This is a genomic window from Allorhizobium undicola ORS 992 = ATCC 700741 (assembly GCF_000621665.1).
GTDB lineage: Bacteria > Pseudomonadota > Alphaproteobacteria > Rhizobiales > Rhizobiaceae > Allorhizobium > Allorhizobium undicola.
Genome location: NZ_JHXQ01000004.1, coordinates 87,559 through 107,468, shown reverse-complemented (window position 1 = coordinate 107,468; position 19,910 = coordinate 87,559). Strand labels below are relative to the sequence as shown.

General features: G+C 59.8%; 16 protein-coding genes. 12 read left to right on the top strand and 4 right to left on the bottom strand.

Annotated elements, in window-relative coordinates; all coding sequences use genetic code 11:
- Positions 1-16 precede the first annotated feature (16 nt).
- From T424_RS0106100 to T424_RS0106090, 3 genes are all read right to left on the bottom strand, one after another.
- Positions 17-4,174 (bottom strand): translocation/assembly module TamB domain-containing protein, encoded by a 4,158-nt coding sequence (locus T424_RS0106100; RefSeq protein WP_027486940.1) that lies wholly within the window; start codon positions 4,172-4,174, stop codon positions 17-19.
- A 224-nt stretch (positions 4,175-4,398) separates the two neighbouring features.
- Positions 4,399-6,228 carry an autotransporter assembly complex protein TamA gene (locus T424_RS0106095; protein WP_037066853.1) on the bottom strand — a complete coding sequence of 610 codons (1,830 nt, stop codon included), beginning with the start codon at positions 6,226-6,228 and terminating at the stop codon, positions 4,399-4,401.
- Between the two features lie 722 nt (positions 6,229-6,950).
- Complete coding sequence (locus T424_RS0106090; protein WP_027486938.1) at positions 6,951-7,217, bottom strand: YMGG-like glycine zipper-containing protein; 267 nt, start codon at positions 7,215-7,217, stop codon at positions 6,951-6,953.
- A gap of 427 nt (positions 7,218-7,644) precedes the next feature.
- Between T424_RS0106090 and hemA the strand changes: the two genes are divergently transcribed.
- Positions 7,645-8,859 (top strand): 5-aminolevulinate synthase, encoded by a 1,215-nt coding sequence (gene hemA, locus T424_RS0106080; RefSeq protein ID WP_027486937.1) that lies wholly within the window; start codon positions 7,645-7,647, stop codon positions 8,857-8,859.
- Positions 8,860-8,920: 61 nt separating this feature from the next.
- On the opposite strand, the gene dxr is transcribed toward hemA, so the two are convergent.
- The gene (gene dxr, locus T424_RS0106075; protein WP_027486936.1) at positions 8,921-10,123 is read right to left on the bottom strand and encodes a 1-deoxy-D-xylulose-5-phosphate reductoisomerase; all 1,203 of its coding nucleotides are present in this window, start codon (positions 10,121-10,123) and stop codon (positions 8,921-8,923) included.
- Between the two features lie 923 nt (positions 10,124-11,046).
- Between dxr and T424_RS0106070 the strand changes: the two genes are divergently transcribed.
- From T424_RS0106070 to T424_RS22445, 11 genes are all read left to right on the top strand, one after another.
- On the top strand, positions 11,047-12,669 hold the full coding sequence (locus T424_RS0106070; RefSeq protein ID WP_027486935.1) for a methyl-accepting chemotaxis protein: 1,623 nt from the start codon (positions 11,047-11,049) through the stop codon (positions 12,667-12,669).
- Between the two features lie 132 nt (positions 12,670-12,801).
- Positions 12,802-13,101 carry an STAS domain-containing protein gene (locus T424_RS0106065; RefSeq protein WP_027486934.1) on the top strand — a complete coding sequence of 100 codons (300 nt, stop codon included), beginning with the start codon at positions 12,802-12,804 and terminating at the stop codon, positions 13,099-13,101.
- On the top strand, positions 13,098-13,463 hold the full coding sequence (cheY1, locus tag T424_RS0106060; RefSeq protein ID WP_027486933.1) for a chemotaxis response regulator CheY1: 366 nt from the start codon (positions 13,098-13,100) through the stop codon (positions 13,461-13,463). Before T424_RS0106065 ends, cheY1 begins: the two co-directional genes overlap by 4 nt.
- A 16-nt stretch (positions 13,464-13,479) precedes the next feature.
- Positions 13,480-15,765 carry a chemotaxis protein CheA gene (locus T424_RS0106055; protein WP_027486932.1) on the top strand — a complete coding sequence of 762 codons (2,286 nt, stop codon included), beginning with the start codon at positions 13,480-13,482 and terminating at the stop codon, positions 15,763-15,765.
- A gap of 4 nt (positions 15,766-15,769) precedes the next feature.
- Positions 15,770-16,237, top strand: coding sequence for a chemotaxis protein CheW (locus tag T424_RS0106050; protein ID WP_027486931.1), 468 nt, complete (start codon positions 15,770-15,772; stop codon positions 16,235-16,237).
- The gene (gene cheR / locus T424_RS0106045; RefSeq protein ID WP_027486930.1) at positions 16,234-17,142 is read left to right on the top strand and encodes a protein-glutamate O-methyltransferase CheR; all 909 of its coding nucleotides are present in this window, start codon (positions 16,234-16,236) and stop codon (positions 17,140-17,142) included. The genes T424_RS0106050 and cheR overlap by 4 nt, the downstream gene beginning before the upstream one ends.
- The gene (gene cheB / locus T424_RS0106040; RefSeq protein WP_027486929.1) at positions 17,139-18,176 is read left to right on the top strand and encodes a protein-glutamate O-methylesterase CheB; all 1,038 of its coding nucleotides are present in this window, start codon (positions 17,139-17,141) and stop codon (positions 18,174-18,176) included. The genes cheR and cheB overlap by 4 nt, the downstream gene beginning before the upstream one ends.
- A gap of 5 nt (positions 18,177-18,181) precedes the next feature.
- Positions 18,182-18,571 carry a response regulator gene (locus T424_RS0106035; RefSeq protein ID WP_027486928.1) on the top strand — a complete coding sequence of 130 codons (390 nt, stop codon included), beginning with the start codon at positions 18,182-18,184 and terminating at the stop codon, positions 18,569-18,571.
- On the top strand, positions 18,568-19,125 hold the full coding sequence (cheD, locus tag T424_RS0106030; protein ID WP_027486927.1) for a chemoreceptor glutamine deamidase CheD: 558 nt from the start codon (positions 18,568-18,570) through the stop codon (positions 19,123-19,125). The genes T424_RS0106035 and cheD overlap by 4 nt, the downstream gene beginning before the upstream one ends.
- A 19-nt stretch (positions 19,126-19,144) precedes the next feature.
- The gene (gene cheT / locus T424_RS0106025) at positions 19,145-19,528 is read left to right on the top strand and encodes a chemotaxis protein CheT (RefSeq protein ID WP_027486926.1); all 384 of its coding nucleotides are present in this window, start codon (positions 19,145-19,147) and stop codon (positions 19,526-19,528) included.
- A gap of 76 nt (positions 19,529-19,604) precedes the next feature.
- A complete protein-coding gene (locus tag T424_RS22445; protein ID WP_154664820.1) occupies positions 19,605-19,886 on the top strand; it encodes a hypothetical protein in 282 nt (93 codons plus the stop codon).
- Positions 19,887-19,910: the final 24 nt, after the last annotated feature.

Sequence of the window (19,910 nt, the reverse complement as noted above, 5' to 3'; positions counted from 1 at the left end):
AGGATCTTGGCAGGGCTCAATATTCCTTTTCGTAAAACACCCCGCCGCCGCTATCGCCATTGGCGCCAGCCTGTCCCTTGAGCTTGAAGCCGCGTCCGACATCCAGATTGATCACCGCCCGGCTGCCGCTGCTGCTCTGCTGGAACTCAAGATAGGTGCGGTCATTGAGATATTTTCCGGCGCTGACCTGGGCATCGCCCTTGGAATCGGTGGAGACGTCGAGATCGTCCACACCGACGGAACTGCGCAGACTGTTGAACAGCGAGGTCGAGCGACCGCCCGCAAGCTGGCTGACGGCATCGGCAAGCTGGGCAATCTGCAAAGGTGACAGTTTGGAGAGCGATTGACCAAAGATCAGCTGGGCCAGAATCTCATCCTGCGGCAGGGCGGGGGAGGACGAAAAGCCGATTTGCGGATCGTTCGCCACGCCTTCCACGGTGGCATTCAGCGTCGTGCTGCCGGAGGTGTTGGAGGCGGTGAAGTCGATAATGGGAATGAGGCCGCCGCCGAAGGTGATCTTGCCCTCGCTGAAATCCAGCCGCTTGGTCAAAATGACGATCCGGCCGCGCCGCATGGTAAAGCCGCCGGTGACTTCCGGTGCGGCTGCCGTGCCGCGAATGGCGACATCGCCATTCAGTTCGGCATCGATGCCGCGTCCGCGCACGAAGATTTGCGACGGTGCGGAGACCTGTAGATCGAGCTTCAGCGGCGAGGACGTGCCGCTCGCCTCCTTGGGCTGGATTGCCTTCATCTGGCGTTTCACATCCTGCGGCGCATTGCGATGGCGGATGTTCAGCGCGGAAATCGAGGCTGGAAGCTTTGAGGGAATGGTAATGGAGGTCTTGTCGAGCCTCACCTTGCCGGACAAGGTCGGCCCGGCAACCAACGGGCCTTTCAGGGCGAGATCGCCGCTGGCGGTCGCGGTCACGAGGTCGCCATCGACATAGACGGCGTTCTGGAGCTGCACGCTGATGTCGGCTGGCATTCCCTGGCCCGAGAGGTCGATACTGCCCTTGGCCAAGACCCGCCCGCCCGCCGAAATCCGGCCGGAGAAAGCCGAAAGGGTGGCGCGTTTACCCTCCAGCAGAACGCTTGCAGACACGCCTTCCAGCGCCACATTGCGCTTGAGGTCGATGATTTTCGCGCCGCTGGTGGAAATCGATCCGGACAGGCTGGGGGAAGACAGGCTGCCCCCCACCTTGACGGTGCCATTGGCCGCTCCTTCCAGTGCCAGACCCTGAGCCGTGAGCAGTCCCTGCACCGACTGGAAAGGCAGGCGCAGATCGAAGCTCATATCGACCGCTCGCGGTGCGGCGAGCGACAGGCTGCCGCCGCCGCTGACCGAAAGGCCGCCACCGGACAGAGTGCTTTTCACCTCCAGCCGTTGATTGCGGAGATTGCCCCTTGCTTCGAGCGCCAGAGGCTCCAGCCCCGCCGCTTTCAACTGGGCAAGGGTGGCATCGCGCCAGTTGAGTTCATAGGCGATGTCCGGATTGCTGCTGCTGCCGGTGGCGGCAATCGTGCCGGAAATGCTGCCGCCCGCATCGAGCCCGGCTGAAAAGCTGTTGGCGAGCGAAGCGGGCAGGGCGCGGATTGCGGCGCGCATGTCAAGCTTTCGCCCCGCCTGGCCCTGTAATGTCACGCTGCCGCCGCCCGCTGTCAGGGCAATAGGATCAAGCGTGGCCGTGCCATTTTCCACGCGGATGCTGCCGGGTCCGTCGAGCTTCACGGGGATGCCGCGTGGAGAGGCCGAAAAGCTGCTCAACTGGATCGACAGCACATCCACGTCCTGCTGTACGAGCACCGCGCCGCTCAGGGGCGCGCCATCGTAACGGCCGGACAGGGTTATATCCGTGCGGCTGCCGCGGCGGGCAAAGGCAAGTGCCGGATTTTCCAGAAGCGCCGAGCCCGTGGAGATACGCGCTGCCTGCGCCTTGCCCTCGATGGCCAGCGCCGCGAGATCGGAGGTGCTGACATTGATGTCAGGCCTTTCCATGGATACGCCGTTGCTGTTGAGCCCTTTGCCCCTTGCGGTAACGGTCGCGGCGATACGGCCGCCATTTTCCTGAAAGCTGACCGCGCCTGCAAGATCGCCCGCCGCCTGCTGGCCGCCCAGGGCCGCCAGAAGTCCGAGATCGGGGAAGTTAAAGCCGATCCTGCCGGTGGGCAGCATGGCGCCCGACAGCATGAGCTTGCCTTCCATGGTGTTCTCGCCCACATCGAGCCTGATGTTCGGCAAAGAGATGCGGCCGTCCTTCGAGGCGAGGTCCAGAAGGCCCTTGACCGGCTTGCCGTCCAGCGTTCCGCTTGCGGTGAGATTGGCCGTGGGGTCTGTGCGGCCCAGTTGCGCCTTTGCATCCAGGGTGAAGCCGGCAAGCGGACGTCCGGCCATCTCGGCCTTGTCGATGGTCAATCTGGCCGTTGTGTTCAGTGCGCTGAGCGGTCCGGTTGCGGCAAGCGAAAAGTCTGCCGCACCGCGCGCCTGCGGCGTCAGCCGGTCAAGTGCCTTGATCCGCCCCTCCAGCCGCGAGGTCAGCACGTTTGCTGTAAGAGCCGCGCTGCCGCTGGCGTCGATCAGGCTTGAGGTCAGGGCAAGGGTGGGAATGTCCAGTCCGCTGGCTGGATCATAGGTTATTTGCGCCTTCAGACCAATTGGGCCCTCAAAGCGCCCGGCAAGATCGGCAGGCAGCGTTTCGGCACGGGCCTGAAGCGTCAGCGCGGCACTGGCGCGTTTGCTTTCCAGTGCGTAGCGGGCTTGGCCGCGCAAGGAAAGCGCTTGCGCTGAAAAGTCGAGATCCTCCGTGGAGATCGTGTTGCCCGCCACCGCGAGGGGTGCGGTCAGTGTCAGGGGTGCGGTCAGCGCACGGCGAAGATTGGGGTCGGCAGGATCTGCCTCGGCAATGACGAGGCGCGTATCGATGAGGCCGTTGCGCCTTGCGAGATCGAAACGCGATGAGCTTGCTTCAAGCGTCAGACCTGCCAGCCTGCCCTGCGGCAGCACGAGTTCAGGCAGATTGAGGTTGAGCTTGAGCGATGCCTGAGCGGCATCCCCGGTGACATCGAGGGCAAGACGATCGAATGCCGCGGAAAGCTCGCCATCGGCCAGCGGCCAGCGAAAGCGCACCGGGCCTTGCTTGCCTGTGGCGATGGCCTTGAGGTCGTTGGCACCCTTTGGATCGTAACGGCCGCTGGCGGTCAGGGACAGGCTGTCCGTCTGGATGGAGCCGCGCTCGACGGTGACGGCACCCCCATCGCCGACCAGGGCGGCAAGATCCAGCGATGTGCTTCCCTTGAACAGGCCGCGAAGGTCAGGAGGCAGCAGGTCGGCAAAGTCGCCAGCACCTTTAAGAGCCACATGGCGGCCATCCGGGCCGAGCCGGTGGCTGAGGTCCATGGCAAGTCTTTGCTGATCGTCGAGGGCGGCGCGAACGGAGGCGCGCCAGTCGTCGATCGGCCCCTGTCCGTTAAGGGTCAGGGTGACGGGCGGCGTGCCGGGAATTTGCAACAGGTTTGCCAGAATGCCGTCACGCGGCTCTTGCAGGCTGGCATCCAGATCCAGCCGGTTGGCGGCGGGATCGAAGGAAAGGTTTGCATTCAACCGCGCGTCCGGCACGCGCGCCCGACTGAGGGACAGCTCGCTCTCGATGCCCTGCGAACGCATGGTCAGCCGTCCTGTCAGGGCCAGTTCGGCCTCTGCGCCCATGACCGGCTTTTCGAGCTTGAGGCTTGGTACGTCCACACGCTCCACATGGATGGTTACGGGGAGATTGAAGCCAGCCTGGGAAGGCGTTTGCTCCTCCTCCTGCTGCTGCTGCTGTGGCGGCGGCCTGCGCTCCAGCGTGATCGAGCGGGCAGCAACAGAGGTGGCTTCCACCCGCCGCGATAGAAGAGCCAATGGCGACCAGTCTATAAAGACATCGCGAATGTCGAGATAGGGACCGGACTGGTCGGAAAGCGTGATGCGTGAAACCTTCAACTCCCCGGTCAAGAGGCCCGAGGGATTGTCGATTTCGATGATCCGGCCCGGCTTCGAGAGCAGTGAAGCAGCAAAATCCGCCGTCATCTGGGAGCCCATGCGCGTTGCCCCGGCAAGCCCCAGGGCAAGGGCCAGCATGGCAAGCAGGATCAGCAGGCCGAAACCGGCAAGACGGAAAGGGGCTTTCAAAGCTCTCATCGATGCGTCGTCACCTCGTGCGAATTGAAAATATCGGCCTTACAGTGGCCCTTGCCTGCAAGCAGGCTCCAAGCGGTTGTTTTTACGCATTTTCGGGCGGAAAACCGAATACACTTTTGCTGGAAACGCCCTAGAAGTTCTGTCCAATTCTTAATGTACATGAGCCTAGGTAAGCGCAGCAAATTGCCGTTTGCAGCCCGCCCAACGTTGAATACCCACACATCCTAGAAGCTCTGTCCAATTCCAACATATATTCCGTATTTGTCTCCCCCCGGATAAGGATTGAGTGGTAGCGCCACATCCAGCCGCACGGGTCCGAAGGGTGTCGCATAGCGCAGGCCAAGTCCGGCGCCGGCGCGAATATCGGAAAAATCGGGAACATGTCCGGTGGAGACCGTGCCGACATCCAGAAAAGGAACAAGGCCGATCGTATCGGTGATGCCGATGCGGGCCTCGAAGGAGGCTGTCATATAGGAAAGCCCGCCTGTTGCCTCGTCATTGCTGTTGCGTGGAGAAATGCCCTGATAGGAATAGCCCCGCACAGAACCGCCGCCACCTGAAAAAAACCGCCGGGTGGCCGGAATGTCGCTCAACTCTCCGGTGCCGAACAATGTTCCGGCGGCAAGCCTTGCAGCCAGCACCACACGGTCTTCCATGCCCAGGCCGTAATAGCCGGAAACCGATCCTTCGAAATTCGAAAACACGTTGCTGCCGAGGAACTCATAGGAAGGCGCCATGGAAAGCGTGGCCTTGTAGCCTTCCTTCGGGTTCATCTTGTCGTCGCGCGTGTCGCGAGCATATTCCAGCGGCAAGGAGAATGTCAGGTAATCATTCTGGCCGAAAGCGTCGTCTATGCGGGCGAATTCCAGCGCGGTCGCGGCAGAAAGCGTGTCGTAGTCATTGAGTTCGTAGGAATAGCCAAGCTTGCCGGTAATGGTATCGGCATCATAGGAATCCGTATTCAGCGTGGCGGCCTTGAGGCTGGCTTCCAGCGTGCCGGAGGGCAGGAGAAAGCCCGGCTTGGTGAAAATGATGCCTGCGGAATAGTTGAAATCGGTCGCTCCGCCATTTTCGCCAATGCCGCTGACCGAACCTTCGAGCCGCAGCGATTCCGCCTCGCCAAACAGGTTGCGATGTCCCCAATAGCCCTGGAGCCCGGCGCCATCGATGGTGCTGTAGGTTGCGCCGACGCCGAAATAGCGGAACTTGCCTTCCGACACATCGATGGTCAGCGGCATGGCGCCATTGGCATCCAGCTTTTCGGCCTGCTTGATGGTGACGCTTGAAAATACGCCCAGCTTGCGCAGGCGATCATTGGCCTTGCGCAGGTCTTCCGGATTGTAGGCCTGACCCGGTTTGAGCCGGGAGTAGCGGGCAATGAAGCCGCCATCCACCTTCTTCGAACCCGTGACCCGCACAGGGCCGAGCGGTGCCACAGGGCCCGCCGCAATGCGCAGGGTAAGATCCACCCTGTTGTTCTCATGGTCTGCCACAACCTGCCTGTCCACGACGGCAGCCAGCGGATGGCTGGCTTTTTTCAGGTCGTCCACCATGCGGTTTCCGGCTCGCAGAATGACAAGCGAGCCGGCGGGTTTGCCCGTCACGAGATCATAGATGGCAGGATCGAGCCCGGCCGCATCGCCCTGAAGGGTCACATGTCCCAGGGTGAATTCCGGGCCGGGATCGATGGTGATCGTGACTGGAACGGGCGCATTGCGCGGAAAAACCGGATTGGGCGGCAATGCATCGAGCGGGGTGCCGCCCACGGTTATTGCCACCGTGCCGCCGTAACGGGATTGTTCGTAAAGGGCCGCAACCAGCCGCTCGCGGTCCTCACGCGCCTTGACCACCACACCGAGATCGCCGGAAACCGGCTTTTCTTTGTCAGCCAGCATCAGGGAGCTGGCATCGAGGACTTTCTTCAGGGCCTTGCCTGCGCCGGGGGCGGAGAATTCGATGCTGTAGCGGACCGGATCGACGACATCCGGCGCCTTGTCCTTGTCTCCCCACAATGTCAGGCCAAAAATCGTGAAGGCGTGGGACTGGGCTGGCATGAGCAGGCAGGCGCCCACAATCAATGCCTTGGCGGAGAGAGCGTTGATGCGCTGTGTCGCAGAGCAAAGGCTCTTGCTGCGTGATGAAGGATAAGTGGAGTTTTGCTTCGGAGCGGTTTTCGAATGGCAAGCTTCCCCGTTCCGGTTTTTCATGTACGACACGTACATTTCGTTCCGGTTCGCGAATATCAACGCTTTCGCCACGCTCACGGGCGAAGGCCCACGCGCCCTGCTTCTTCGATACGCAATACACATATTCGGCACGGTCAATCTATCCGGTACAAGCAGCGTCCAACGCTCCTCATGCTTGTCGTCAGTTGTCCGTGGAGGGCGTCATGCCATCCACCGCAGAAACAATGCGCGCACCCACGCACACCGTTCCGTCTATACGTCGCTTCACTGCTTGCCCGCCGGTCCGTCCCCTACAGCGTCCGTCGTGCGTTTTATCAAACGCACGACGGACGCTGTAACACTTTAAATATGCTGCATAATTTTCACCTTAAATCGATTCCGATTTAAGGAATTATGCAGTAGAACGGACAGCCCCCTGTCCCGTATGGGCACAGTAACCGCAAAAGACAGCCCTGACCAGACGGGAAGGTTTGCATTTGTCGGAAACGGCTGCGGTGTTGCCATAAAGCCCGCCGGATGCCAGGCGGGGCATCCGGCAAGGGGATCAGGCCCTATGAATGGCCAGACCCCGAATGAACTGATCAGGCAGATCAGTAGCCGCCGCGCGGGCAGGCATCGATGTAGCGGCGGCCATAACGGTCGCGGTAGTAGCACTGGCCGGGCTGGTCGCGCACATTGCCGATCACGGCACCCGCAACGCCGCCAATGGCGGCCCCTACGGCTGCGCCGCGCACATTGCCGGTTGCCAGGCCCCCGATGACGGCGCCCGACGCCGCGCCAATGCCCGCACCCTTTTCCGTTTCCGTGCAGCCGGCGACTGCAAGACCTGCCAACAGCAGAACGATTGCTTTCTTCATCGATTTTCTCCACCAGATGTGTTCGATTGAGCCGCAGGAGCCCCACACTCCTCCCTACGCGGCCAAAGTGAACGCGACAGGTCGAACTGCCTCCCGGCCCGCCCGGACCTTATGGCCCGGGAAAGGCGGCATGGAGGCAAAATATCGTCGGAAAAGCGAAAGTCCACCATTGTTGCCGGGGTTTTTTTCTCTGTATGGCGGCGACAGGGCCAATGCGCTTTGCCAATTTACTTTTTCCTACTTGATTCAGGTCAAGAATGGCGACGCGCGTCTCGCCTAGACAGGGTGTGCGGCGCTGGTCAAAGCCTTGTTCGGGCGCGGCAGAAGGGGCGGGCCTTTTGTCGCAGTTTAGAACGAATATACAAAAGGGGTTGACCGCAGGCAGGAAGACACTCAAAAGATTAGTAGAACAGTTGGAGCAGGCGCAATGGATTTCGAGGCGTTTTTCAAGAGCGAACTGAGTGGTCTCCATGAGGAGGGCCGCTACAGGGTTTTCGCCGATCTTGAGCGTCAGCATGGCAATTTTCCCCGCGCCACGCGCTACACGGCAACCGGCCAGCACGATGTGACGGTGTGGTGCTCCAACGACTATCTCGGCATGGGCCAGAACCCGGCCGTGGTCGAGGCCATGAAAAATGCCATCGATCACTGTGGCGCGGGTGCTGGAGGCACCCGCAACATTTCCGGCACGAATCACTATCACGTCATGCTGGAGCAGGAGCTTGCCGACCTGCATGGCAAGGAATCAGCGCTGATCTTTACCTCCGGTTATATCTCCAACTGGGCAACGCTGGGTACGCTCGGCCAGAAGATCCCCGGCCTGATCATTTTCTCGGATGCTTTGAACCATGCCTCGATGATCGAGGGCATCCGCTATGGCCGTTGCGAAAAGGTCATCTGGAAGCATAACGACCTCAAGGATCTGGAAGCCAAGCTGAAGGCTGCCGATCCGCGTGCGCCCAAGCTTATCGCGTTCGAATCCGTCTATTCGATGGATGGCGACATCGCGCCTATTCGCGAAATCTGCGATCTTGCCGATCGCTACGGGGCCATGACCTATCTGGACGAAGTCCATGCCGTTGGCATGTATGGCCCGCGCGGCGGCGGCGTTGCCGAGCGCGAAGGGCTGATGGATCGGCTGACCATCATCGAGGGAACGCTTGGCAAGGCCTTCGGGGTCATGGGCGGCTATATCGCCGCGTCGAACGCGCTTTGCGATTTCATTCGTTCCTTCGCCTCCGGTTTCATTTTCACCACCGCGCTGCCGCCTGCTCTTGCAGCCGGTGCCGTGGCTTCCATTCGCCACCTGAAGACCAGTCAGATCGAACGTTTCGCGCATCAGGAACGGGTGCGGCGCCTGCGCGCCATGCTGGATGCCAGCGGTATTCCGCACATGCCCAATCCAAGCCACATCGTGCCGGTCATGGTGGGCGATGCCGCCAAGTGCAAATGGATTTCGGATATTCTGCTGGACAATTTCAATATCTATGTGCAGCCGATCAACTATCCGACGGTTCCCAAAAAGACCGAGCGTCTGCGCATCACGCCGACTCCGCTGCACAGCGATGCCGATCTTGAGCATCTGGTTGGCGCGCTGCATCAATTGTGGTCGCGTTGCGCGCTGGCACGGGCGGTTGCCTGAAAAAGCCGTTTTTTCGGGAGAATGCTGAAAAGGGGTTCGATGCAGCGGACCCCTTTTCGATTCAGGACTTGCCGGTCATGGTGGCGTCTGCCGAAATGATGGCGTTGGCGCGCGCACGCGCTTCACCCTCCACGGCCATTATGTCATCGATTGATCCGGCCTGCGTCGCATCCTGCATGGCGTCCATCACCTTTTCGACGATTTCCGCCATGGCAAGGAAGCCGATCCGACCTGCCACGAAAGCATGAAAAGCGGTTTCCTCGGCGGCATTGAGGATGGCTGGCTGAAGGCCGCCGCGCTCCAGAGCGGTCCGGGCAAGGCGCAATGCCGGAAAGCGAATCTCGTCGGGTGCTTCGAAGTCCAGCCGCGACAAGCGGGTGAAATCCAGCCGCTCCACATCCAGCCTGCCCCGTTCGGGATAGGTGAGGGCATAGGAAATGGCGGTGCGCATATCCGGCACGCCAAGTTGCGCCATGACCGAACCGTCGCAATAGCCCACCATGGAATGCACGATGGATTGCGGGTGGATGATGACTTCCACCTGATCGGGCCGGAGCTGGAAAAGGTGTTTGGCCTCGATCATCTCCAGCGCCTTGTTGAACATCGAGGCACTGCCGATGGAAACCTTGAGGCCCATGGACCAGTTGGGGTGGCTGCGGGCGGTTTCCACGGTGACGCTTGCCATTTCCGCACGGCTGGCCGTGCGGAAAGGTCCGCCGGAGGCTGTCAGAATGATGCGTTCCACAGCCTCACGATGATCGCCCGTGAGGCACTGGAATATGGCCGAATGCTCGCTGTCCACCGGCAGAAGCCGTCCACCGGCACTCTCGATCGTGTGCATGAACAATTCGCCCGCGCAAACAAGACATTCCTTGTTGGCCAGCGCAATATCGGCGCCGCGTGCGGCCGCGGCCAGGGTCGGAGCAAGGCCGGCTGTACCGGCAATGGCCGCCATCACCCAGTCTGCCTCGCAGGCGGCGGCTTCGGCAAGGCCGCTTGCGCCAGCGGCAACCGCAATGCCGGTGCCGGCAAGGGCGGCTTTCAGGTCGGCATAAAGGGCATCATCCGCCGTTACGGCAAGGGTGGCGCCGAATGTTCGCGCCTGTTCGGCCAGCAGTGGAATATTGCTCTGACCGGTCAGGGCGGCAATCTCAAAGGTGTCGCGCCCGCCCAGTTGAGCGATGACATCGAGGGTGTTCACGCCGATCGATCCGGTAGAGCCGAGGACCGTCAGACGGCGAGGTGAGCCTTTGGCCATGCACATGCAATTATCCGGCAGAAGTGACAGTAAAGCTTCCGGCAAATCGAAAGCGGTTCACCTCTACAAGGGATTATACGTGTGAGCAACCGGCAAGACGGGAGGCGCGATCAAGGGGCCTCCCTCACGCAAGGCGATTGCGCAGGACCGGAGATCGATGGGCCTGCCGTGTCCTTCACGCGGCTGGTTCGCCACACGCAAGAAGGCCAGAGCCATTGCCGGAAAAATCAGTCAGAATGTCGGCGTTGCCGCTGTTGCCGAGCGGCTTCTGCCCAAACGTGACAAGGCAAAAGTAGTACAGGCGGCAATCAGGCCCGCCCCCAAACCCAGAACAATCATTGTTCGCTCCCCAAAAGCCTGTTCGGCCCGCAGACGGCCCCCTTCATCGGGACTACCCGGCAAATGTTCGTCTCGTTGTCTCCGGCACGAGGAACTATTTCGCGGAGTTGTCTTCTTCCTAAACCATACCATCCTTGCGTGAAGCTTTTCAAGGCGGTTCAAGCCCGGATCGCCATATGTTTCCGGCTTTGATACGGCTTTTAAGCTTTATTAACCTCAGATTAACAAATGCGCCATAAAAAGTTCAGAACGCGGTTCACGGCCTTTCCCTGGGTCTGCCGCCTGATTTTGGAAGCTTTGCCGCATGGCGGCAATCGTCTTCGCAGGACTTGGGAATGAAAGCTGAAAGGCTGTCATTCGGCATGATGCCATCCCCTTGTGCCGGTTCCGCTCCGGTATCTCCACTCAACGGTTTCCATCTGCTGCAATCTCTCGATTGCAGGCCCTGAGGGAGCCGTTTCCGCCAGCCGTGCAAAAAATGTCCTCGGTTTTGCGTCAGCGGCTTGCGTCACAGGTGATTTCGAGGCGCCGACCCTTCGGGTTTGCGCATGGCATGGGGTGATGTTCGGCCTGATGGCCGGTTTTCGGGGATGGCAGCGGTGCAGCAGGGTGATACGGAAAAGACGAATTCGGGGCAATCCGGCGGTCTGAAAGACCGGTTGAATTTCGCGGGGCTCGATCAGGAGCTTTGCAATCTCATCAGGCAGAACCGCCTGAAGCTCGAGCCTCACTCACAACAGGGCTTGCGGGAATTCTTTCGCAAGTTGCAGGCCTCCCCGACCGCAGCGCGACAATTTTCCGGCGAACGGCAGATCGATCGGTTGCAGGATCTTTATTCCTCCCATTGGGAGGTCATGACCGATGCGCGCTTCGACGGTCTATACGCCGAAAGGGTCAAGCTTCTCGCCGATACGCAGAGCCGCATGGGTCTTGATCCCCGCTGGCACGTTGCCGGTCATGGCGTGGTGCTGGAAAAGCTGGTTTCAGCCGTGATGGCCGATCTCGCCGGGCGCGGCTTCTTTCCCTCGTCAAAACGGCGGCTGGAAGAGCTGCAAAACCTTGTCAGCGCGTTGATCCGCCTGGTGATGGTCGATGTCGAGATTGCCGTGTCGTTGCGCTTCAACGAGTTGCGCGTCAAGCATCACAAGGATGTGGCCGACACCCGCCGCAAGGAACGCGAGCAGGTGAACGAGCTTTTTCATGATGCGTTTCAGGCGCTTTCGGAAGGGGATCTCTCCTGCCGCCTGCGCACGGACGGTCCGGAAGAATATCAGGATCTCGTTTCCACCTTCAATGGCGCCATGGACAGTATCTGTGCTGCTCTGGCGGCGGTGGAAGAGGCGCGGACGAGGGCCGAAAGCGGCAGTGCGGCGATGCAGGGCGATGCCCTGAGCTTCAGCCGACAGTCGGGTGACGTGTCGGCGCGTCTGACCGATAGCGGCGATGCGCTGCGCCGGGCGGCCGATGACCTCAAGGACAGCGCCGGCCGCTCCCGCCAGACCGAGGCGGCCGTTTCCCGCACGGCAAAGGCGGTTGAGGAAAGCGGCGAAATCGCTGGCAAGGCCATGAATGCCATGGCGGACATCGAAGCTTCGGCCGAAGAGATCGGCAAGATCATCGGCTCCATCGACGAAATCGCCTTCCAGACCAATCTGCTTGCGCTCAATGCGGGCATCGAGGCGGCGCGCGCTGGCGATTCCGGCCGTGGCTTTGCCGTCGTTGCGCAGGAAGTGCGGGCGCTGGCGCAACGCTCGGCGGAATCGGCAAGGCAGATCAAGACCCTGGTGGCCACCACCAAGGGGCAGGTGGATGCGGGCGTTCAGATGGTGAACCGCACGCAGGACGCGATCTCTGCCATCGTCGATCAGGTTTCAGGAATCAATGAAGTCGTCTCGGCGCTGGCCGTCGATGCCGGCCGTCAGGCCTCGGAGCTCGATCAGCTTGCCGGTGGGGTCTCGCTATGCGGCCGCGAGGTCGATGCGGCGGCCCGGATGGCGGAACAAACCAGCGGCCAGGTCGCGGACCTCCACACTGTTATCCTCGAATTGGGCAAGACCGTCCGGCAGTTTCGCCTCGAGCGGGCCCAGCAGGATCGGGTCTATCACCGCCCTGCTGCCTCCGAAGAAACGAATGTGACGCCGCTCATTGCTTTCGAAACCGAAAAAACAACCGATTTTCTGTTCCCAATTCGTATGGAAGGACTGTCGGCGTGAGCGGTTTATTTACCAACCTCTTATACAACGGGATTCGGCTGCTGCAATTTATCGCCGCATAGGGCCTCAAAGACGGGTTCTTAACCGAGTGGCGGTAAGGGGTAGAGTAACGACAACTTTAAGGAACGAGCGATGGCTGGCAAAAAGGGTGCATCGAAGGAGCTGAAGCTTCCTTCGGTTCTGGACTTGAACGAAGCTTCCGCACTGAAGGACAAGCTTCTCGGACTGAGGGGCGGCGCAGTTGAAATCGATGCATCCGGTGTGGAACGCATGGGCGCATTATGCGCCCAGGTGCTTTTGTCCGGCGCAAAGACCTGGGAAGAGGACAAGCATCCCTTCTCCATCACCAAGGCCTCTGATGCCTTTTCGAAAACCCTGCAGCTCTTGGGCTTGAACAACGATCGACTGATCGCGAAGGAGATTGGGCAATGAAGAAAAAAGTACTGACGGTGGATGATTCCCGGACCATCCGGAACATGCTCCTCGTCACCCTGAACAATGCAGGGTTTGAGACGATTCAGGCTGAGGATGGCGTCGAAGGGCTGGAAGTCCTGGAGGAATGCAATCCGGACGTGATCGTCACCGACATCAACATGCCGCGTCTCGATGGCTTCGGCTTCATCGAAGGCGTTCGCAAGAATGAGAAATATCGCGCGGTTCCCATTCTCGTGCTGACCACGGAAAGCGACGCGGAAAAGAAGAACCGTGCGCGTCAGGCCGGCGCAACCGGATGGATCGTCAAGCCCTTCGATCCGACCAAGCTGATCGACGCAATCGAACGTGTAACCGCTTAAAGCAGGGTTTCCCGCGATGGATATGAACGAAATCAAAGAGATCTTCTTCCAGGAATGCGAGGAGCAGCTCGCGGAACTGGAATCCGGTCTTCTGAAAATGAATGATGGGGATCGCGATCCAGAAACGGTCAACGCCGTTTTCAGAGCAGTTCATTCCATCAAGGGTGGCGCGGGCGCATTCGGTCTCGATGATCTCGTATCCTTCGCACACGTCTTCGAGACAACGCTCGACTGTGTCCGCTCCAACAAGCTGGAACCCACGCAGGACGTTCTCAAGGTCATGCTCCGCTCTGCCGACGTGCTGGCGGATCTGACCAATGCCGCCCGCGATGGCGGCAGCGTCGATGCGTCCCGCTCCAGTGGCCTCGTCAAGGAGCTCGAGGCTCTGGCCAATGGCGAAACGCCAGCTCCTTCGGCTACAGCCGCCGCGCCCAAGCCGGCAGCAGCAAAGCCCGCCAAGGCTGCACCCAAGGCGGAAGCAGCTGCCGCGCCGCCGCCAACCGACGACAGCGGCTTCCAGCCCATTCCCTTCTCCTTCGACGCATTTTCCGACGAGGAGCCTGTTATTGTGGCTCCCACGCTTGAGGTTGTCTTCAAGCCGCGGCGGGAACTCTATTCGAAGGGCAATGATGCCGCCTTGCTGCTGCGCGATCTTTCCCGCATCGGCGAGATGAGCCTGAACTGCAACACCGACAACCTGCCCAATCTCGATAATCTCGACCCGGAAGAGGCCTATTTCTACTGGACGATTTCGATCAAGAGCGAAAAAGGCGAGGAGGGTGTCCGCACCGTTTTCGAATTCGCTGAATGGGATTGCGACCTCGAGGTGAAGGAGCAGGAAGAGGCAAGCGCCGGCGGTGAAGAGCTGCCGATGGTGCCGGTGCCCTTCGACCTTTCGATCCTTGACGATGGCGAGGACGATGGCGCTTCCGATGGCGGCGATTCGATCGTGTCCGATGCCGTGGAAGCTGCCGAGACGGCCTCCAAGGTCGTCAACATGGCGGCCGCGGCTGCCTCCAAGGAAAAGAAGGAATCTCCCGCCGCCGCCGCTGCCGCCGCAGCCGCTGCCGCAGCGCAAAATCAGGCCTCGCAGGCCGTTCAGACAATCCGCGTCGATCTCGACCGCGTTGATCGCCTCATCAACCTTGTGGGTGAGCTTGTCATCAACCAGGCGATGCTGTCGCAAAGCGTGATCGAGAACGACAATAACGGTACCTCATCGATCAACATGGGTCTGGAAGAGCTGCAACAGCTTACCCGCGAGATCCAGGATTCGGTGATGGCCATTCGTGCGCAGCCGGTCAAGCCGGTCTTCCAGCGCATGTCCCGTATCGTCCGCGAAGTGGCCGACATGGTCGGCAAGTCGATCCGTCTGGTGACGGAAGGTGAAAACACCGAAGTGGACAAGACGGTTATCGACAAGCTTGCCGAGCCGCTCACGCACATGATCCGTAATGCCGTGGACCACGGCATCGAAACGCCCGAAAAGCGCAGCGCAGCCGGCAAGAACCCGGAAGGCACCGTCAAGCTGACGGCAAAGCATCGCTCGGGCCGTATCGTTATCGAACTGGTGGATGACGGCGCGGGCATCAACCGCGAGAAGGTGCGCCAGAAGGCAATCGACAACGATCTCATTCCGGCGGACGCAAATCTTTCGGATGAGGAAATCGACAACCTGATCTTCATGCCGGGCTTCTCGACAGCCGACAAGATCTCCGACATTTCCGGCCGCGGCGTTGGCATGGACGTGGTGAAGCGTTCGATCCAGGCTCTTGGCGGCCGTATCTCGATCAGCTCGCGTCCGGGGCAGGGCTCCACCTTCACCATGAGCCTGCCGCTGACACTGGCCGTTCTCGATGGCATGGTGGTAACGGTGGCCGGTCAGACGCTGGTCGTTCCGTTGACGGCCATCGTGGAAACACTTCAGCCGGAAGCGCAGAACATCCATTCCTTCGGTGCCAACCAGCGCCTGATTTCCATCCGCAACAGCTTCTGCCCGCTGGTCGATGTCGGCCGGATCCTGAACTTCCGCTCCAGCCAGGCCAATCCGATGGACGGTGTGGCGCTGCTGGTGGAATCGGAGGGCGGCGGTCAGCGCGCTCTCATGGTCGATGCCATCCAGGGTCAGCGCCAGGTGGTCATCAAGTCGCTGGAAGCCAACTACACCCATGTTCCGGGCATTGCGGCTGCAACCATTCTTGGCGATGGCCGCGTCGCGCTCATTCTGGACGTGGATGCCGTCGTCGCCGCTTCGCGCGGTCAGTCTCTAAAGCAGGAAATGTCGTTAGCCGTCGCAGGGTAAGTGTATGTCGTATGCGGTCAAAAATCTCGTTCAGGGCAGCCGCGAGCTTATCGCGTTCCGCATCGGTGAACAGGAGTTTTGCGTAAACATCATGTCGGTCCGGGAAATCCGCGGATGGACACCCGTGACGCCTTTGCCGCATTCTCCGCATTACGTGATGGGCGTCATCAACCTGCGCGGGGTGGTTTTGCCGATCATGGATCTGGCAACCCGTCTGGGCATGAAGCCCGCCGAACCGACCCCGCGCCACGTTATCATCGTGGCGCAGGTTCACTCCAAGGTGGTTGGCCTGCTGGTCGATGCGGTGTCGGATATTCTTACCGTGACGGATGAGGATATTCAGCCCACTCCGGAAGTCTCCTCCGATCTCGAGCGGCAGTATGCCCGTGGCATATTGGCAATCGACAAGCGCATGATCTGCCTGATCGAACTGGCAGCCCTGATTAATGAAAGCGAAAGCGAAGCCGCATGATCAACAGCTTTTCTGCGCATAGCCGGCAGTCGGACGATGAGGTCATGGCCAGTGGTGAATATCCGCTGACCCGCCGCGACCTCAGCGAAATCGCTGCAATGATCTATGCCGATGCAGGTATTGCGCTGAACGATTCGAAAGCGTCGCTCGTGTATTCGCGCCTCTCCAAGCATATTCGGTCCCTGGGGCTGAGCGGCTTTAGGGAATATTGCCAGCTTGTCGCCTCTGCCGAGGGCTCGGCGGCACGGCGCGAGATGCTTTCGCACCTGACAACGAATTTCACGCGCTTCTTTCGTGAAAATCACCACTTCGAACATTTGAAGGCGGAGGTCCTGCCTGGCCTGCTCAATCGTGCCAAGGCAGGCGGGCGCGTGCGCATCTGGTCTGCTGCCTGCTCCGACGGACAGGAGCCTTATTCGATTGCGCTCACCGTTCTGTCGATGATGCAGAATGTTGCCGATTACGACTTCCGCATTCTGGCGACGGATATAGATCCGAAGATCCTGGCCTTGGCGCGCGCTGGCGCCTATGACGAAAACTCGCTGGAAACGGTCAATCCGGCCATGCGCAAGCAGTGGTTTCGGGAGGTGGACATCAATGGCCGGCGCAAATTCCAGGTCGATGACCGGGTCAAGAAACTCATCACCTTCAACGAGCTGAACCTTATGTCGCAATGGCCGGTAAAAGGCCCGTTCGATGTGATATTCTGCCGTAACGTGGTGATATACTTCGATGAGCCGACCCAGATGAAAATCTGGTCGCGCTTCTCCGGGCTTCTGGCTGAAGGTGGCCATCTTTATATTGGTCATTCGGAGCGGGTGTCTGGCGAGGCGAAAAATCTCTTCGATAACACTGCCATTACAACCTATAAATATACTGGAAAATTTGGAGGGCGCAGGGCATGAACTTACCCGCTCGCGTTCTTGTTGTCGATGACAGCCCCACCATGCGGGGCCTGATCACGGCTGTCTTGAATTCCGACCCGGAAGTCAATGTCATCGGTCAGGCGAAGGATGCCATGGAGGCGCGTGCCGCCATCAAGCAGCTCAACCCGGACGTCGTGACGCTCGATATCGAAATGCCGGACATGAACGGTCTGGAATTTCTTGAAAAGATCATGCGGCTGCGCCCGATGCCCGTCATCATGGTTTCGACCATGACCCATCGCGGCGCCGAGGCGACGCTTGCGGCGCTGGAGATCGGTGCTTTCGACTGCGTGGGAAAACCGATGCCGGGCGAGCCGCGTCCCTTCGGCGATCTGGCAGAAAAGGTCAAGGCGGCTGCCCGTTCGCAGCTTCGCCGGCACGCCTCGCAGCCGGCGGCGCCCGCTATTGCGCCGTCCACCGATTTCCGCGTGGGCCGCAAGATCGTTGCGATCGGCTCGTCAACCGGTGGTGTCGAAGCGTTGATTACGGTGCTGCAAAAGTTTCCGCGTAATTGTCCGCCCACGGTCATTACGCAGCACATGCCGCCGACCTTCACCAAGAGCTTCGCGGAGCGGTTGAACCGGCTTTGCGCGCCGGTTGTCCAGGAGGCAACGGATGGGGCTCGGCTGGAGATCGGCAAAATCTATCTCGCACCGGGCGGGGAGCGTCACCTTCAGGTGGTCAATCCCTCAGCACCGAGCTGCCGCCTGGTGGAGCAGTCACCTGTGAACGGACATCGGCCTTCGGTGGATGTGCTGTTCGACTCGGTGGCGGAACTGGCTGGCCGCAATGCCGTCGGCGTCATACTCACGGGTATGGGGCGCGATGGAGCGGCCGGATTGCTCAAGATGCGAAGTGCAGGCGCACGGACCATCGGGCAGAACGAAAAGACCTGTGTGGTCTACGGAATGCCTCGGGTCGCCCATGAACTGGGCGCAGTCGAGCATCAATTGCCGCTTGGATCGATCGGCGAAGAAATTCTCAAACTTACGGCCGCACGGAAAGAAGGTTAACAATAATGTCGATAGCTGAAAAAATTAAAGTCCTCATCGTGGACGATCAGGTAACAAGTCGATTGCTGCTCAGTGATGCTCTCACACAGCTCGGCTTCAAGCAGATTACCGCTGCCGGTGATGGCGAGCAGGGCATGAAGATCATGGCCCAGCAGCCGCATCATCTGGTGATCTCGGATTTCAACATGCCGAAGATGGACGGTCTTGGTCTTTTGCAGGCGGTGCGCAGCAACCCTGCGACCAAGAAGGCGGCTTTCATCATTCTCACCGCCCAGGGAGACCGGGCGCTGGTGCAGAAGGCGGCGCAATTGGGCGCCAATAACGTTCTGGCCAAGCCGTTCACCATCGAAAAGATGAAGGCGGCCATCGAAGCTGTGTTCGGAGCATTAAAATGAACCAAGAAGCTGCGGCTCGCAGGGTCCATATTATTCAAGGGGAATACAAGGTTATCAGCGACCCGAATGTGGTGCTGTCAACCATTCTGGGCTCCTGCGTGGCCGCATGCTTGCGGGATCCGGTTGCGGGAGTCGGGGGCATGAATCATTTCCTCCTGCCCGGATCAGCATCGCCCGGCATGGGCGGTGGCGATGCCACGCGATATGGCGTGCATCTGATGGAATTGTTGATCAACGGCTTGCTAAAACAGGGGGCAAGACGCGATCGGCTTGAAGCGAAGATTTTTGGCGGTGCGAAAACCATCGCCACCTTCTCGAATGTGGGCGAGCAGAATGCTGCTTTTGCCATGCAGTTCCTCCGCGATGAAGGGATCAAGGTTGTTGGTTCCTCCGTCGGCGGTGAACATGGGCGAAAGCTCGAATTCTGGCCGGTCAGCGGACGGGCCAGACAATATCCGCTCACGGGCGCCGAAACGCAGAAGACGGTGGCCATGGAGCAGCAGAGGCCAGCACCCGCGGCCAAGCCGGTCGAAAACTCTATCGAATTCTTCTAATTGGGGACACGTGCGACAGATGCAGCAATCACCGGAGATCACGGGCACGGGTGAATCCCTGCCTCAAATTTTAATGCGTGTCGTGACGGAATTGCACGATGTCGCCTATCTCATTGAACGCATCGAGCCGCAAATTCTCGAGATCGGCGGACCGAAGATTTTGGAATCCACCGAGGCGTTGAAAGTATTGCAGGGTATCGACCTTGCCGTGCAAAAGGCCCGTGGCCTGGCCGAATTTATCGATACGATCACGGCGGATGTGCCGGAGGGCTGGACCGTGGACATGACGACCGCGCTCAGCCTGGTGAAACTTGCCGAAATGCAGCGGGCGCTTGGTGATGGCCTGCGGCATGGACACTCTCAGCCGATCAACAAGGCCTCCGGAGATTTCGACTTCTTTTAATCTGGCTGCGGCAAAGCCGGTCATCGGACTTGCCTCGATGCCATGAATGAAACAGGGACGGCGACCGGTTTCGAGCTTGCGTGAGAACCAGACGCTTTCCGGGGACCGGACGCCAGATGAACGGCCCCTTCGCAAAGCATCCTCGCACCCTGCCCCAGGTGCGATGAATAGCGTGACAGACATACCGTCGAAATATCCGGAAGGCATTTCTGCTTTGATTGGCAGAAATGCTTTTTTGTTTTCCAGCTTTCCTGTGCCGGGCGCATTACAGCGCGGTGCGTTTTATCAAACGCACAAAGGACGCTGTAACACTTTAAAACTGCTGCATGATTTTAACCTTAACTCGATTCCGATTTAAGGAATTATGCAGTAGCCGCGACGT